13 protein-coding genes are annotated in these 16,617 nt (G+C 60.4%); 8 read left to right on the top strand and 5 right to left on the bottom strand.

All coding sequences use genetic code 11. From position 1 onward, the window contains the following. Positions 1-62 precede the first annotated feature (62 nt). From J0I79_RS04015 to J0I79_RS03980, 8 genes are all read left to right on the top strand, one after another. Positions 63-1,511 carry an aldehyde dehydrogenase family protein gene (locus J0I79_RS04015; protein WP_137934791.1) on the top strand — a complete coding sequence of 483 codons (1,449 nt, stop codon included), beginning with the start codon at positions 63-65 and terminating at the stop codon, positions 1,509-1,511. 73 nt (positions 1,512-1,584) lie between these two features. Then, positions 1,585-2,835, top strand: coding sequence for a sarcosine oxidase subunit beta family protein (locus J0I79_RS04010; RefSeq protein WP_137934800.1), 1,251 nt, complete (start codon positions 1,585-1,587; stop codon positions 2,833-2,835). A gap of 24 nt (positions 2,836-2,859) precedes the next feature. After that, the gene (locus J0I79_RS04005; protein ID WP_137934790.1) at positions 2,860-3,132 is read left to right on the top strand and encodes a sarcosine oxidase subunit delta; all 273 of its coding nucleotides are present in this window, start codon (positions 2,860-2,862) and stop codon (positions 3,130-3,132) included. After that, positions 3,129-6,089: a sarcosine oxidase subunit alpha family protein gene (locus tag J0I79_RS04000; protein ID WP_151652874.1), complete on the top strand. Its 2,961-nt coding sequence runs from the start codon at positions 3,129-3,131 to the stop codon at positions 6,087-6,089. The genes J0I79_RS04005 and J0I79_RS04000 overlap by 4 nt, the downstream gene beginning before the upstream one ends. After that, entirely contained in the window at positions 6,082-6,615 is a 534-nt protein-coding gene (locus J0I79_RS03995) for a sarcosine oxidase subunit gamma family protein (protein ID WP_137934788.1), read from the top strand. The genes J0I79_RS04000 and J0I79_RS03995 overlap by 8 nt, the downstream gene beginning before the upstream one ends. A 29-nt stretch (positions 6,616-6,644) precedes the next feature. After that, the gene (metC, locus tag J0I79_RS03990; RefSeq protein WP_137934787.1) at positions 6,645-7,805 is read left to right on the top strand and encodes a cystathionine beta-lyase; all 1,161 of its coding nucleotides are present in this window, start codon (positions 6,645-6,647) and stop codon (positions 7,803-7,805) included. Beyond that, positions 7,802-9,466: an electron transfer flavoprotein-ubiquinone oxidoreductase gene (locus J0I79_RS03985; RefSeq protein WP_137934786.1), complete on the top strand. Its 1,665-nt coding sequence runs from the start codon at positions 7,802-7,804 to the stop codon at positions 9,464-9,466. Before metC ends, J0I79_RS03985 begins: the two co-directional genes overlap by 4 nt. Positions 9,467-9,578: 112 nt before the next feature. Next, positions 9,579-10,343 carry an SDR family oxidoreductase gene (locus tag J0I79_RS03980; protein ID WP_137934785.1) on the top strand — a complete coding sequence of 255 codons (765 nt, stop codon included), beginning with the start codon at positions 9,579-9,581 and terminating at the stop codon, positions 10,341-10,343. Positions 10,344-10,428: 85 nt separating this feature from the next. On the opposite strand, the gene J0I79_RS03975 is transcribed toward J0I79_RS03980, so the two are convergent. From J0I79_RS03975 to J0I79_RS03955, 5 genes are read right to left on the bottom strand one after another with little or no spacing between them, the layout of a single operon-like run. Beyond that, positions 10,429-12,552, bottom strand: a complete 2,124-nt coding sequence (locus J0I79_RS03975; protein WP_137934784.1) for a type IV secretory system conjugative DNA transfer family protein — start codon at positions 12,550-12,552, stop codon at positions 10,429-10,431. Further along, the gene (gene virB11 / locus J0I79_RS03970; protein WP_137934783.1) at positions 12,549-13,547 is read right to left on the bottom strand and encodes a P-type DNA transfer ATPase VirB11; all 999 of its coding nucleotides are present in this window, start codon (positions 13,545-13,547) and stop codon (positions 12,549-12,551) included. The genes J0I79_RS03975 and virB11 overlap by 4 nt, the downstream gene beginning before the upstream one ends. Next, on the bottom strand, positions 13,544-14,962 hold the full coding sequence (gene virB10, locus J0I79_RS03965; protein ID WP_137934782.1) for a type IV secretion system protein VirB10: 1,419 nt from the start codon (positions 14,960-14,962) through the stop codon (positions 13,544-13,546). Before virB10 ends, virB11 begins: the two co-directional genes overlap by 4 nt. Continuing rightward, a complete protein-coding gene (locus J0I79_RS03960) occupies positions 14,959-15,741 on the bottom strand; it encodes a TrbG/VirB9 family P-type conjugative transfer protein (protein ID WP_171026493.1) in 783 nt (260 codons plus the stop codon). The genes virB10 and J0I79_RS03960 overlap by 4 nt, the downstream gene beginning before the upstream one ends. After that, complete coding sequence (locus J0I79_RS03955) at positions 15,741-16,475, bottom strand: VirB8/TrbF family protein (RefSeq protein WP_137934780.1); 735 nt, start codon at positions 16,473-16,475, stop codon at positions 15,741-15,743. Before J0I79_RS03955 ends, J0I79_RS03960 begins: the two co-directional genes overlap by 1 nt. Between the last annotated feature and the right edge of the window lie 142 nt (positions 16,476-16,617).

The raw sequence follows: 16,617 nt of genomic DNA, 5'->3' as shown, positions 1-16,617 counted from the left end.
TGCCATCGATGCCCGCTCTTCCGGCGGGCAACGTCCTTCCTTTCGAAAAATTGGAGACAGCAATGCTGGAAAAGAAATTGTTTTACATCGATAGCGAATGGGTGGCACCGCTGGAAGCCCGCGAACTCGCCGTTATCGACCCGTCGACAGAAGAGGCCTGCGCAGTTATCAGCATCGGTAGCCCCGCCGACGCCGACCGGGCGGTCGCGGTCGCCAAGCGTGCGTTCGAGAGCTGGTCGAAGACTGCCCCCGCCGAACGTCTCAAGCTGGTCGAGCGCTTGCTCGAAATCTACAAGCGCCGCGCACCGGAAATGGCCCAGGCAATCAGCCTGGAGATGGGCGCGCCTATCGACATGGCGCTGGAAAAGCAAGTCGGCGCCGGCACCTGGCACATCTCGAACTTCATCACCGCATTCAAGGACTTCGAGTTCATCCGGCCGCTCGGTCCGCATGCTCCCAACGACCGCATCCTCATGGACCCGATCGGCGTCGTCGGCCTCATCACTCCCTGGAACTGGCCGATGAATCAGGTGACTCTCAAAGTCATCCCCGCTTTGCTGGCGGGCTGCACCATGGTCCACAAGCCCTCCGAGATCGCGCCGCTTTCCTCGATGCTGTTCGCGGAATATATCGACCAGGCTGGTTTCCCCAAGGGCGTCTTCAATCTCGTCAATGGCGATGGTGCTGGCGTAGGCACGCGTCTGTCCTCGCATCCCGATGTGGAAATGATCAGCTTCACGGGTTCCACGCGGGCCGGCGTCGCGATCTCCAAGACCGCGGCAGAAACTCTGAAACGGGTGGTCCTCGAACTTGGTGGAAAAGGCGCCAACTTGGTGTTTGCCGACGCGGACGCGGAAGCGGTGAAACGCGGTGTCCTCCATTGCTTCAACAATACCGGGCAGAGCTGCAATGCGCCAACGCGTATGCTGGTAGAGCGGTCGATCTACGATCGCGTCGTTGACGAGGCGAAGGCGGTTGCGGAAAGCCTCGTGGTCGATTCCAGCCACAAGCCTGGCAACCATATCGGACCGCTTGCATCGGAGGCGCAGTTCCAGAAGGTCCAGGAAATGATCCAGAAGGGAATCGAAGAAGGGGCGCGTCTCATCGCTGGTGGTCTCGGTCGTCCGGAAGGGCATGAACAGGGCTACTTCGTCCGTCCGACGATCTTTGCCGACGCCAACAATGACATGGCAATCGCACGGGAAGAAATCTTCGGACCGGTCCTGACGATCATCCCTTTCGACACCGAAGAAGAGGCTGTCCGGATCGCTAATGATACGCCTTATGGCTTGTCGAATTACGTCCAATCCACCGACGGCGAAAGGCGTAACCGCGTCGCCTCGCAACTCCGCGCCGGGATGATCGAAATGAATGGCAATCCTCGCGGCGCCGGTTCGCCGTTCGGTGGCGTGAAGGCATCCGGCCGGGCTCGCGAGGGCGGACTCTGGGGGATCGAAGAATTCCTCGAAGCCAAGGCGATCTCGGGCTGGGCGGGCTCGAACCCGGCTTGATCGAATGTCCGGCAGCGCATCGCAGCATCATGCGATGCGCTGCATTTCCCCGCAGCATATTCGGTATCTTTCGATGCGCTACTCTGCCCTCTCGATTTTTGCGAACGGCCTCTTCGGTAACAGATGGTGGAAGCCAGCCTGGCGCAGCCCCGAACCGAAGCCGCATTATGACGTCATCATTGTCGGAGGTGGCGGTCACGGACTTGCGACGGCCTACTATCTCGCAAAGGAATTCGGGCTCTCGAACATAGCTGTATTGGAAAAGAGCTACATTGGGTCCGGCAATGTCGGACGCAACACAACCATCATCCGCTCGAACTATTTGCTTCCTGGAAATAATCCTTTCTACGAATTCTCGTTGAAACTCTGGGAAGGGCTGGAGCGGGAGCTCAATTTCAACGCGATGGTTTCCCAACGCGGCGTGCTCAATCTCTTTCATACGGACGGCCAGCGCGACGCCTTCATTCGGAAGGGAAACGCCATGCACCTCCATGGCGTCGATGCAATGTTGCTCGATCTCGATGCAGTGAAGTCGATGGCACCGTACCTCGGCTTCAACAACACGCGTTTTCCTATTTTGGGCGGGTTCCTCCAGAGCCGTGGCGGTACGGTTCGCCACGATGCCGTCGCCTGGGGCTACGCGCGCGGGGCCGACAGCCGCGGCGTCGACATCATTCAGAATTGCGAGGTCAACGGAATACGCCGCGAGGATGGAAAAGTTGTTGGCGTCGAGACCAGCCGCGGCTTCATGGGCTGCGGCAAGCTGGCATTGGCCACGGCCGGCAATTCGTCGAGGCTTGCGGAGATGGTGGGCCTCAAACTTCCGATTGAAAGCCATGTGTTGCAGGCCTTCGTGTCAGAGGGACTGAAACCCTTCATCGACTGCGTCGTATCGTTTGGAATGGGGCATTTCTACATATCGCAATCTGACAAGGGGGGCTTGGTCTTCGGCGGCGACATCGATGGTTACAATTCCTATGCCCAGCGCGGTAATCTGGCGACCGTCGAGCATGTCGCGGAGGCGGCGAAGACGATGATCCCTTCGCTTTCGCGCGTTCGTATTCTTCGGTCCTGGGGGGGTATCATGGACATGTCCATGGACGGTTCGCCCATCATCGATCGAGCGCCAATCGAAAATCTCTATCTCAACGCGGGCTGGTGCTACGGCGGATTCAAGGCGACGCCGGCATCCGGCTATTGCTTCGCCCACTTGCTCGCTCGCGGGACATCGCATGCGACCGCATCGGCATTCCGGCTCGACCGTTTCGAGCGCGGTTATCTGATCGATGAAACCGGAAGCGGCGCACAACCGAACCTGCACTAACCCCTGCCGATCTGGATTGAACGAATGGCAAGTCTTATTCCCTGCCCACATTGCGGCGGCCGCCCGAAGGAAGAGTTCACGGTAAAGGGGGCCGCCCTCCCACGCCCAGAAACGCTGGCCAACCCGGAAACGTGGTTCGAGTATGTCTATTTGCGCACGAATCCCCGCGGCCGTCATGACGAGTTTTGGCACCATACGGCCGGATGCCGCCGCTGGCTGATCGTCACCCGCGACACTGCAACCCATGAAATTGAGGCGAGCCGGGATGCTACGCTCGAAGGAGAACACCCTCGATGAGCACCCATCGTCTACCGGCCGGCGGTCTCATCGACCGTGCCGCACCACTAGCATTCACCTTCGACGGAAAGTCGATGCGAGGCTTTGCTGGTGACACGTTGGCATCTGCGCTTCTGGCCAACGGTCGTCAACTTGTCGGTCGCAGCTTTAAATATCATCGTCCGCGCGGCATCCTTACAGCCGGTGCCTCCGAACCGAACGCACTGGTTACGGTAGGCCGCGGCGGGCGCTCTGAGCCCAATACGCGGGCCACGACGCAGATGCTGTACGCCGGTCTGGAAGCCTCCAGCCAGAACCGCTGGCCCTCCCTTGAATTCGACCTTGGCGCGGTGAACGGTCTGCTCTCTCCCTTCCTGGGCGCCGGTTTCTACTACAAAACCTTCATGCGGCCGTCGTGGTTCTGGGAAATGGTCTACGAACCGCTGATCCGGACAGCGGCGGGTCTCGGAAAAGCGTCGGGCGAAGCGGATCCTGATCGCTTTGAAAAGACTTGGGCGCATTGCGATCTTTTGGTGATCGGCGGTGGACCCACCGGCATAGCGGCCGCTTTAACGGCCGCGCGATCAGGTGCGCGCGTTGTGCTCGTCGACGAGCAGGCAATGATTGGCGGCTCGCTTCTTTCGGAAACCGCAACGATTGGCGACGTGTCAGCCCCGGAATTCGTGCGGCAAGCCGTGGGCGAGCTGAACTCCTTCCCCAATGCGCGGGTGCTGGCCAGTACGACCGTATTCGGTTGGTTCGATGGTAACGTTTTCGGCGCGGTGGAGCGTGTCCAAAGGGGGGATAGCGTTGCCGATGCCGGCCGGCTCGCGGAAAGGCTCTGGCGCATCGTTGCCAAGAAGGCGCTCTTGGCCAGCGGCTCGGAGGAACGCCCGCTCGTCTTCGGTGGCAATGACATTCCGGGCGTCATGATGGCGACGGCAATGCGAACCTATTTGAATCGCTTTGCTATCGCACCGGGCACTCGAACTGCGATCTTCACGACGAATGATAGCGGCTATGCTCTTGCGCGCGATCTCGAAGCGAGGGGGCAACCGGTTGTTGCCGTTATCGACAGCCGAAATGACGCGAACCCGCCATATTTCGGTGAATTCCGGGTCATCCGCGGTGCGGTGGTTTCGGACGCCCGCGGCGGCAAGATGTTATCTTCAGTCGATATCTGGCACGGCAATCGGAGAGAAAACCTGAAGGTCGATGCCTTGGCAATGGCTGGAGGTTTTAGCCCAATCATACACCTTGCCTGCCACCGCGGCGGCAAGCCCGATTGGTCTGATCAGTATGCGGCATTCCTCGCACCGGAATTGAGCGGGCTCGTCGTTGCGGGCTCTTGCAATGCTATTTCCGGGATCGCCGCATGTCTGGACGATGGTGCTGCAAAGGCAGCGAGTCTCGTTGGCGATCTCGGTTTTCGCGTAGAGCAGCAGGATTTTGGAACCATCGAGGATGATATTGTTGCCCCGCCGGCGCGCGCCTTGTGGTCGATTCCGCGTATCCGCGGTAAAGCCTTCGTGGATTTTCAGAATGACGTTCACCACAGAGATCTCGGTCTTGCGGTCCAGGAAGGCTATGGCCATGTCGAGCACGCGAAGCGATACACGACGAATGGGATGGCAACAGATCAGGGCAAGCTGTCGAATGTGAACGCGATCGGTCTCCTTGCCGACGCGCGCGGCGTGTCCCCTAGAGAGGTCGGCACAACGACATTTCGCCCGTTCTATACGCCTGTCTCCTTCGGATCGCTAGCGGGTTCCTACCATGGGGAGCATTTCCAGCCGGTCCGGAAGTCGCCGCTCCACGATTGGGCGGCAAAGCACGGCGCCGTGTTTGTAGAATCCGGTCTATGGTATCGCTCCGCCTGGTTCCCGCGTGACTACGAAACGACCTGGCGGGAGAGCGTCGATCGAGAGGCAACCAATGTTCGGGCGAATGCCGGCCTTTGCGATGTTTCCATGCTTGGCAAAATAGAGGTCCTCGGAACAGATGCGGCGGAGTTCCTCGACAGGGTGTACTCGAATGGCTTGCGCAAGCTGCCCATCGGGAAAGCGCGCTACGGCCTCATGCTGCGCGAAGACGGTATGATCTACGATGACGGAACCGTCAGCCGGTTCTCTGAAGACCATTTCTTCATCACCACCACGACAGCCTATGCAGCAGGCGTTCTGAACCATCTCGAATTCTGCGCCCAGGTGTTATGGCCGAATCTCGACGTTCATCTTTCGTCGTCTACCGACCATTGGGCGCAAATGGCGGTTGCTGGACCCCAGTCACGAAATATCCTGCAGCAGATCGTTGATGAAGACCTGTCGAATGCGGCGTTTCCTTTCCTCGGCGCTAGGGAGATATCACTTTTCCAAGGTCAACTTCATGGGCGGCTGTTCCGCATCTCCTTCTCAGGGGAACTTGCCTATGAACTTGCGGTGCCCGCAGGTTACGGCGAGAGCGTCGCCGATGCGCTGATGATCGCCGGCCAGAACCACGGCCTTCAACCCTATGGGGTCGAGGCGCTCAGCGTGCTCAGGATTGAAAAAGGCCATGTAACCCATAGCGAGATTAACGGTACGGTCGTTCCGGCTGATCTCGGCTTTGCCAAGATGGTCTCACCTTCCAAAGCGGATTTCATCGGCAAGCACATGCTGGCGCGCGAGGGCCTCCGTGACCCGGAGCGGCCGCAACTTGTCGGGATCGTTCCCCTTGATCACCAAGCCGCAATCCGGAGTGGCGCGCACATCCTCGAAAAGAATGCTTCGTGGACGCTGGAGAACGATCAGGGCTATGTGACCTCGACGGCGTTCTCACCGCATGTCGGCTCCAAGATCGGGTTGGCCTTGGTCAAGCGTGGGGCGGCTCGACATGGGGAAGAGGTGATCGCCTACGACAGCCTTCAGCAAGAATTCACTCCCTGCCGGCTTTGCAGCCCGGTCTTCTACGATTCAGAAGGTGAAAGACTCCATGGCTGAGGCTGGTATCAAACATCGGGCCGTCCTTGCTGGTCTAAGACCGATCAACGTGAAGCAAGTCGATCTTCGTGCTTTGCCGGAGGGGTCGATCATTCAAATTCTAGCCCGAAGGGGAGCCGGTGATCTCGCACCGCTCCTGGCAGATCTCACGGCCGACAAAGAGTGCGAGGTTCGACCGGCCGCTCCGGGCGAGTGGCTTCTCGTCGGGAATACTGCTTGGGCGCGGGAGGAACTGGACAGTCTTGAAGCAAGTATTCATGCGGTAGGTTATGCCGTTGACCAGAGTCATGGGCGCGTTCGCCTATCGCTTGCCGGATCGGCCGTCGAGGACGTCCTCGCAAAGGGAAGCGCGGTCGACTTCGACGCCGCCGCATTTCCCATCGGGAACTCCACGGTGGCGTTGATCGGCCATGTTTCCGTCCACCTTACCCGCGTGAAGGACAGCGGATTCGAACTTATCGTCGGGCGCAGCCTTGCAGAGGGTCTTTGGCAGGACCTGGCTCGCATGTCCTCCGAACTCGCCTGATAACCCCATATCCCAGGGAGAGAATTTCAATGTCGCACTCGAGCAAGAAAATCGGAACCAATACGCAGCTTGGCCACGCCGGCTATGATCCGCTGTCATTTCATGGTTTCGTCAACCCGCCGATCGTGCGCGCCTCCACAGTTCTTTTTCCGGATGCCGAGACGCTTGCAAGCGAGAACCAGAAATACACCTACGCAACACATGGCACGCCGACGACTGATGCTCTTTGTGCGGCGCTGACGGAACTCGAAGGTGCTGCCGGAACAGTTTTGGTGCCGTCCGGACTGGCCGCGATCTCTGTCCCGCTTCTGACCTTTCTCTCGGCAGGGGATCATGTGCTTATCACGGATTCCGTCTATGGCCCGACCCGTCGGTTTGCGAACGAGGTGCTGCCGCGAATGGGGGTCGCGGTCGAATACTACGACCCGTTGATCGCCGGAGATATCGTCTCTCTGTTTCGCCCGGAAACGAAGGTTGTGTTCTTGGAGACGCCCGGCTCGAACACCTTTGAGATGCAGGATGTGCCGGCGATCGTCGCGGTGTGCAAAGAACGCGCTATCGTCACGATGATCGACAACACCTGGGCGACGCCCCTCTTTTTCAAGCCCATCGGTATCGGCGCGGATATCGTAATCCATGCGGCAACCAAGTATTTTGGAGGACATTCAGACGTTCTGATGGGTACGGTCTCCGCCAACGAGGCATGCTGGCCGAAACTCAATCGCGGGCACATGGTTCTCGGCATGTGCGTAGGGTCTGATGACGCATATCAAATCCTCCGCGGATTGCGGGGAATGGGCCGAAGGCTCGACACGCACCAGCAATCAACGCTTGCCATTGCCAAATGGCTCGAAGGCCACCCCAAAGTCGAGCAGGTCTACCACCCTGCTCTTGAAGGCAATCCTGGTCACGCAATTTGGCGACGCGACTTTTCCGGCTCTTCCAGTCTTTTCTCGTTCGCCCTGCCGCGTGCCGCAGATCCAAAGAGTTTCCTGAATGCATTGGAGATCTTTGGCCTTGGCTATTCCTATGGTGGCTATGAGAGCCTTGCAGTTCAGGTGGGCCTCTCCGACCGAATTGTTCGACGGCCTGATTTCGAGATGTCGATCATCCGCCTCCAGGTGGGACTTGAGGATGTGAACGATCTGATCGACGACCTCGATCGTGGATTCGCGGCGGCCTTCGCATGACCGAAACGGCGGAACTCCCCGAACGCGAGAGTATGGAATTCGACGTGGTGATCGTAGGTGCCGGTCCTGCGGGGCTTTCTGCGGCGATCCGGCTGAAGCAGGCCAATCCGGATCTGACGGTCGTCGTGCTGGAAAAGGGTTCGGAAGTCGGCGCGCATATCCTGTCCGGCGCGGTTGTGGATCCGATCGGCATCGACCGCCTGCTGCCCGGCTGGCGTGAGGATGACAGCCATCCGTTCAAGACCGAGGTGAAGGACGACCATTTCCTGCTGCTCGGCCCGGCCGGCTCGGTGCGGCTGCCGAACTTCGCCATGCCGCCCTTGATGAACAACCACGGCAACTACATCGTCTCGCTCGGCAATGTCTGTCGGTGGCTCGCCACCAAGGCGGAAGAGCTCGGCGTCGAGATCTATCCCGGCTTTGCCGCGACCGAGGTGCTCTACAATGACGAGGGCGCCGTCATCGGCGTGGCCACCGGCGACATGGGCATCGAGCGCAACGGCGAGCCCGGCCCGAACTTTACCCGCGGCATGGCGCTGCTGGGAAAATACACGCTGATCTCCGAGGGCGTGCGCGGCTCGCTCGCCAAGCAGCTCATCGCGAAGTTCGACCTTCAGAAGGATCGCGAACCCCAGAAATTCGGCATCGGCCTCAAGGAACTCTGGCAGGTCAAACCCGAGAACCACAAGCCCGGCCTCGTGCAGCACTCCTTCGGCTGGCCGCTCGGCATGAAGACCGGCGGCGGCTCGTTCCTCTATCACCTCGAAGACAACATGGTTGCCGTCGGCTTCGTGGTGCACTTGAACTACAAGAACCCCTATCTCTTCCCCTTCGAGGAATTCCAGCGCTTCAAGACGCATCCGGCGATCCGCGGCACCTTCGAAGGCGGTAAGCGCTTGTCCTACGGCGCACGCGCCATCACCGAGGGCGGCTACCAGTCGGTACCGAAACTGTCGTTTCCGGGCGGTGCGCTGATCGGCTGCTCGGCGGGCTTCGTCAACGTGCCGCGCATTAAGGGCAGCCACAATGCGGTGCTCTCGGGCATGCTCGCCGCCGAAAAGCTCGCGGATGCAATCGCGAGTGGCCGCGCCAATGACGAGCCGATCGAGATCGAGCAGGGCTGGCGCGACAGCGCCATCGGCTCGGACCTCAGGAAGGTGCGCAACGTCAAGCCGCTGTGGTCGAAGTTCGGCACTGCGGTCGGCGTGGCGCTCGGCGGCCTCGACATGTGGACGAACACGCTCCTCGGCTTCTCCTTCTTCGGCACGCTGAAGCACGGCAAGACCGATGCGCAGTCGCTGGAGCCGGCGGCCAAGCACAAGAAGATCGACTATCCGAAGCCGGATGGCGTTCTGACCTTCGACCGTCTGTCCTCGGTGTTCCTGTCGAACACCAACCACGAGGAAGACCAGCCGGTCCACCTTCAGGTGAAGAACCCGGAGCTGCAGAAGACCTCCGAACTCGACGTCTATGCCGGTCCGTCGACCCGCTACTGTCCGGCGGGCGTCTACGAATGGGTGGAGAAGGACGGCAGGCAAGTTTACGTCATCAACGCGCAGAACTGCGTGCACTGCAAGACCTGCGACATCAAGGACCCCAACCAGAACATCAACTGGGTGCCGCCGCAGGGCGGCGAGGGGCCGGTCTATCCGAATATGTGAGCCAAACCCTGGCCGAAAAGGTGAATCCCACCAAGAACATGGTGGTCGCATCTCACTCCATGGAGATTTGCGTGCGATCACCGATTTGCGAAGGCGAATATCAACGAAGGATATGAACATGGACCAGTCTTTGCTTGGGCAGACGATCTTGGTTACTGGTGCCTCAGGTGGGATCGGAGCGGCGGTCGTAGAGCGACTTGCGTTGGAAGGGGCGAGGCCGATCATTCACTACAGGAAGAATGAGGATAAAGCGCAAGAATTGCTGGCCAAGATCGGTGGCAACGGTCTCATCGTACAAGCTGACCTTTACGAAGACGAGGGAGTATCCGCGCTTTGGCGGAAATCGGTTGATTTTGCGGGCCGAATCCACGGCCTCGTCAACAATGCTGGCAATCGCTCGGAAATTTCGATTGAAAACTCGCACGGCGAGTGGAAGGCACTATGGCAGAAGGAGTTTCAGGTAAATCTCTTCGCCGCCGCCGATCTTTGCAAGGAGGCGGTTCTTCATTTCAAAACCGAGGGCGGTGGGCGCATCGTGAATATTGCTAGCCGCGCTGGTCAGCGCGGTGGGGCACGGGATTCGATGCCTTATGCTGCGGCGAAGGCGGCTATGATCAATCTCACGAAATCAATCGCTCGCAGCTTCGGTCGGGAAGGTGCATCTGCAGTCTGTATAGCCCCCGGTTTGGTACGCACCGACATGGCAGAGAAGTTCATCGCTACGCATAGCATGGCAGAGGCGATAGATGACATCCCGATCGGCGACATGGCCGAACCCAGAGAAATTGCGGAACTCGTCGCCTTCGTGCTGCGCTACGGCCAAGACTCGCTGAACGGTGCGACGCTTGACGTCAATGGCGGTAGCTATCTCCGCTGAGATGTCGGAATAGTGTAACGCGGCCCATCGCGGTGGCCATCGACCAGCCTTTTAATGTCCGTGTTAAAGTGTTCCGGATGTTGGGCTATTCGTCGGAAAATACCGATGCGACTTCCCTTTGGACTTTTTTGGCCGCCCGTTTCTTGACGGGCGTGCCGCCAAGCAAAGTAAGTATCCTCTCGAGGGACTTGTCCGCGTTCGCTTGTCGCTCTGCACTCCTCTTCATGGCAAATCTAAAGTCCGGCTCGTCGCCGCCGGCTTCATGAACGGCATGCTGAGAATCAGCTACCACCCGCTGCGCATCATTTCGGTTGTCGGGAATACGTGCAGTGGACGGTGTTCTCGATGGCTCGTTGCCGGCTTCGAAACTCTTGGCGACAAACGTTGCTCCAGCGAGCGAAGGCGCTGGGAAGTGCAGCTCAGAGGACAGAGCGACCTCGAAATCCGTATGTTTGGCGCCGATTGCGACTGTGACACCCTGCTCCTTTTTCGGCGTTCGCACACGCCACCACGCCCGCTTCATCAACCCGCCGTCGGCATAGTAGAAATTGCGCACGCCGAAGATCGGCTGCTGGTTCCGCAGCTTGATGACGCATCGCGTCTCGTGCATTGCACCAAGCTCGTCGGGCCGCATGAGCGGGCGCATCGTGGTCTTGTGCGACATGGTAGCGCCCTTGCGATCGAACAGGGTCACGCCCGTCGATACCGCTTTATCGACGGTCACCTCTTTTCGCTCGCCGAGAAGCTGCGAGACGTATCGCTGATCTTCTGGATCCTGGGCGCCAAGGAAGATCTGCGCGCGTGCCGAATTCACCAGCGTCTGCCGGCCCTCGCGGGTGTAAACGTTGTCGAGCGAGCGCAGGGACTGGACGAAGAACCAGCACGGAATTCCATAACCGCCGAGGACGGTGGCGACGGTCAGGGCATTTTCCAGCTTGCCGAGATTCTGGAACTCGTCGAGCAGCACGAGCACGCGGCGTTCGCCCCGCTTCATCATGTTGCGCGACATGTAGTCCATGAACTGGACCATCAGCACGTTGAAGATTGGCCCGATCGAGGCGATCTGCTGGATACGGAAATCCAGGTAGAGGCTCATATTTTCGCGGCGCATCGCCCGGATGTCGAAGGTGGACCGCGCCGTCGCGCGCAAAATGCGATTGTTCTTGAAGGGCCGCACGGCGGCGGCGAGGGAACCATAGACGCCGTCGAACTGCTTGCTGGCCATGACGGCGAAGCGGGCGAGGGTGGTATAGGTGAAGGAGCTGATCCACTCGGCACGAAGCTCGGGATTGGCAACCTCCTCCAACCATTCGCGCAGCGGCTGGTCGCCACCCTCGACGACATTGAGGACCGTTCCAAGGTTCTTGTCCTTGTCGATGATATCAGGGTTTTCGAGCACCCAAGATGTGACGCCAGCGAACAGCGCTCGAGCATCGGAAATCCAATAGGCATCGCCTTTGGGCGTCGGCAGCAGCGCGGTCGCAATCGAGTTGATGTCGATATCGCGCTGATCTGGATCAATGGCCACGAAATCCAGCGGGTTATAGCATTCGGTATCGCCATTCTCATCTGCCGGTGAGAAGCGCAGTACGCGCGAGAATTTCGAGCGATAGCCCGCCGTCGCCTCATAGGTTTCGCCGCGCATGTCGAGCACGACGATGCTGTCAGGCCAAAGCAGGCAGTTGGGCACAATCAGCGAAGCACCCTTACCGGACCTCGGCGGGCCGATGACGAAGCCGCCGACGTCATCGCCATCGATCCAGAGCTTCTTGCCGCCGAACAGCATGGGCTTCAAGAACCGCCGCCGGCCGGACCCGCGCTGCGTGAACCCGCCCGGAACCTTGATCAGACTGCCGCCGATCCGTCCGACGAACACGCCGCCCGTGCGGGTAAGCCCGAGGGTCCGCGCTTCCAGCGGGCTCAGAAACCGCGCATCCGTCGATTTCTTTTTGCCGGTCATCGCCGTGATGAGCATTGCGAAACCAGCAACCGCGCCAGCGCCAGCCGCAATCGCAGGCCGATGCCAGTCGCCGGCGGCGAGATCGAGACGCGCCGCTCGATAAGATGCGAGCATATCGTCCTGCAGCGCCTGGAACATCCCGGTCGAGTTATCGAAGGCGTAATAGAGGCCGGCATAGGCAAGCGAGGCGACGAAGGCCGCCATCGCGGCGGCGATGACCAATCCGAACAGCAAGATTGCCGGGTTCACAGTACGTCTCCCTTGGTGAAGACGATTTCCGACACGACCCGCCGACCGTCCGGGAAACGATGAAGCTGAACAACCACCGGGATCACCTCCTTCAGGTAGTCGATGATCTCGTGCTTCTGCAGCCGGACGCCACTCTGCATGACCATCAATGCCAGACGGTCATAGGCGTCACGGGCGGAATTGGCATGGACCGTGGTGAGCGAGCCGGGATGTCCGGTATTGATCGCCTGAAGGAAGGAGAACGCCTCCTCGCCGCGAAGTTCGCCCAGCATCACCCGATCCGGCCGCATGCGCAGCGACGCTTCCAGCAATTGCTGTGGCGTCACCTTCGCCCGGCCTTGATCACCCTTGGAGGCGAGAAGGGCGACGGTGTTCGCAGTCGGCGGTCTCAGCTCGCGGGTGTCCTCGATCGTTACGATGCGCTCCTCGTCCGGAACCTCCTTCAGCAGAGCATTAAGGAAGGTGGACTTGCCGGTCGAGGTGCCCCCGGAGACGGCGATCGAGACCCGCGAACGCACGGCGGTCCGCAGAAACTGCATGACGTCGACATCGCCCTGCAGCATGGCGGCAAGGGTCTCTTCGGCCGGAGAAAGCCGGAGTTGGCGACCGACGCGCGTATCGTCGAAGGCGCCGCGGCTCTTGTAGACGTCCAGGCCGATGTCATGGATGACCTGCTTGCGGATGGAGATCGCGCCTCCGGCAGGTGCCGCCGGCGGCAGCACGCACTGAAAGCGCTCGCCGGTCGGAAGTGAGGCCGACAGGATGGGATGTTCCTCGTTGACAACCTGGTTGGTGGAGCCCGCCACCCGCTCGCTCAGGGTTCTGATCCAGTCGGCGGTAAACTGTGCGTCGACAACGCGTTCCATGCCGGCGACGCCAAGTCGCTCGATGAACACCTCGCCAGGGCGATTGACCGAGATTTCGGAGACGCGATCATCCGAGAGGAACGGCTTCAGCCGCTCCAGGGCTTTGTCGAGAAACGGGAACTGCTTCATTTGTAGACCGGCGCGATCGGATAGTAGGGCGTCGGGTCGACATTGCGCCGGATCTGGCCACCGCGCTTGAGCCGCATCATCTCCTGCCGGACCGGGTCGGCATAGAAGGCGGAGAAGTCGAGATCGCGCCTGAGGAAGACGATGATCGACTCGCCCTGCGCGACATAGATCGTCGGCGGAATCTTCGAGCTTTCCTTGAAGGCTTCGTTGGCGATGTCCTGGAGGACGGCCGACGATTTCTCGGCGGCGATCGAACGGGCTTCAGCAGCCGTGCGGCTCGGCTCCGTGGTGACCGTCGTCACCGCGCCGGTGAGCGGATCGACCGTCGAGATTGAACGAGCGCTTTCCGTGGCGGTATCGCCCAGCGCCGAGACATATTCCGCAGCTCCGCCGATTACCGACAGCATGATGGCCGAACCGAACCGCTCCCAGAAATGCGTGTCGATCTCGCCGGTGAGCCCGGCGCGGCCGAGGCGATCGGCGCCAGGGGAGGCGATCTCGACGGAGACGCCATCCGAGCGGATGACGCGGGACCAGACGATGAAGATGCGCTTCTGGCCGCGGGCCAGGCCGGACTTGTATTCCCCGACCAGCCGCGAGCCCTTCGGAATGAGGATGCGGCCGCCGTCGAGAGAGCGGACATCCTCGCGCACGATAGCGCGCACCATACCGGGCAGGTCGGTATTGATCGCCGTCTCGAGGAAGCCACGGATCATAGTGCCTTGTGCGACCAGCGCATCCGTCCGGTCGAAGCGGGTCGCCTTCACGATGCCCGCGGTCTGCTTTTCCGACTGGGCGAGAAACGCCTTGTTGGCGTCGCTTTCCGCGCCGGGGACGGCGACGAGCTGGCCGTCGTCGGCGATGGTCACGGCCGGGTCGCCGGACAGCGTCTCCCGGTTCGAGCCATCGAGGACGATTTGCTCGGAGCGCAGCCGTTCCCACCGCGCCTTTTCCTCATCCGCCAGCCGCTTGGCCTCGAGTTCGGCGAGACGAGCGTTTTCTTCCGCGCGCCGGCGAGCCTCTTCCATTCGTAGCCGCTCTTCCTCGGCCTTGCGACGTGCTTCCTCGATCTGCCGCAGCTTTTCGAGATCGTCGCCCTGGTTGACGGTGACGTCGACATCAGCGGAATCCACTGGCTTCTTCTCCGCGACGGGGATCTGCACGAGGTTGGGATCGGCGGCCTGCTTCACCGGCTCGTCAGGGAAATCGCGAATGCTGGAGTTCGAAGTCTCGAAGCTCTCGCCGCTGCCTTCGGAGAGGCTGGGGTTCTGTGGTCCGGTCGGCCAGTTGACGTATGCCAGGACGCCCACGCCGACGACGAGCAGGACAGGAAGGGCCAGCTTGCCGAGGCGACCATTGCGGTCGCTTGCCACGCTGCTTTGTCCATCGAGATGGTCGAAGTCGATTTTGCTCACCGCTGGCGCTCCTCTTTGTGGCCGAGGCGCTTCGGCCCGTAGGCGTCCTCGATGAGATCGAAGGATTGGCGATTGGCCTGCCGATTATAGAGGCACAGCCACTTGTCGCCGGCGCGCAGGGTGAACTGAGCCGCGATCTTGTCGACGACGACATATTTGCCTTGCGTGCGCAGGTTGACGAGCGACTCCTGGCGCTTGCCCTCGACCACGAAGATCGCGGGAATATCGCCGGGAAATTCCAGATACATATGCGTGCCGTCATCGAAGGCGACGCGCGGCTTCAGGCTGGTGTCGCCCTTGAAGACATAATCGTAGTTCAGGCGGTTCGGATCGAGATCCTTCAGCAATGGATCCTTGGCGCTCTCCTGCGCGGCGGCCAACAGCCGGGCATTGACGTCCTCATCAGGATATTTGAACCGCACCTGAAACGCGGCGCGCAGGTCGGCCGCGGCGGAACCTTTGAGGAGCAGGGCATAGACGCGCTGGTTCGTGACGATGTTGACGTTCGTTTCGGCGTTTTCGCGCAGAGGCTTCACGAACAGGATGCCGGAGCCCTTTTTCGGCACGATCGACCAGCTGGCGGTATCGCCGGCCGAAATCGTTTCGATCACTTCTGAGCTGCCAAGCTGGATCATGGTGGAGACACCGAGGCCGGCCGGGACGGTGACGACGGCATTGTTGTTGAAGGTGATGTAGCGGATGCGGGGATCGGCCGCCGGCGAGGTGGTCGCAGTGGCGAGCAGCGTGAGCGTCGCGAGGGCGAGGACAGGTTTCCGCATCATCGCACCGCCTTGTCCGCCGGCAGAACTTCCGGCAAGGATTCCTGGTCGCGCCTATATTCAGTTGCTTGGAAGCCGAGTGGATTGTCAAAACGATATTCGTTCTTCAGCGGCGCGGTCGTGTAGCGGAAGCGAACCACCGAGACCCAATGCTCACGGCGCAGGGTGTTGTCGCGTCGCGTTTCCGTCGAAAAGCGCACGGTTGCCGTGGAGGCATTGAGGAACGAGACCGACTTGATGGTGACGGCAATACGCGTGTCGCGGCCGAGCAGCTTGTCCTTCGATTGCGGGTTCGACGGCTCGAATTCGTGGCGAAGGTCGGTCGCGGCCTGTCCCGTCGAATAGAGCTGGGCGAGATCGAAATTATCCTTCAGCGCCCGCGGATCATAGGTCTCGCGCGCCCGGATATAGCGGACGATGTTGGCGGTCTTGATGGCGTCGTTCTCGGAAAGCTTGCTCTCGTTCAGGGAACGGGCGACCTCGACGAAGCCGGTGGTCTTGTCGGCGATCACCACCACGGCCTCGAACTGCTTCAGGGGAACAAGGAGATTGAGGGCCGACAGGCTGAGCAGCGTGGAAATGCCGGCGACGGTCGCCACGGTCCAGGCGATTTTCCGGGAGCGGCGTTCCTTGCGATAAAGCTCGGCCTCCCAGGATGCGCCGGCTTTCCAATAGGCGGTGAGATCGATCGGCGGGGTTTCTGGCGTTTTTGCGGCGGCATCTTCGTTGGTCATTTAGGTATCCGGTGATCGCCGACGGCGAAAAAAGAAACTATAGTTTATTCACTTAGCCGAGCGATCTCCTCTGCCGGGTGGACCAGCGTCAGGATCAATCCGCAAAGCCTGGGATTAGGGAGCGCTCAGCTCCTCGGTGCAG

The organism is Mesorhizobium sp. (assembly GCF_017306585.1).
Taxonomy (GTDB): domain Bacteria; phylum Pseudomonadota; class Alphaproteobacteria; order Rhizobiales; family Rhizobiaceae; genus Mesorhizobium.
Note: the sequence above shows the minus strand (reverse complement) of the source record. Positions and strands in the feature narration are given on the sequence as shown.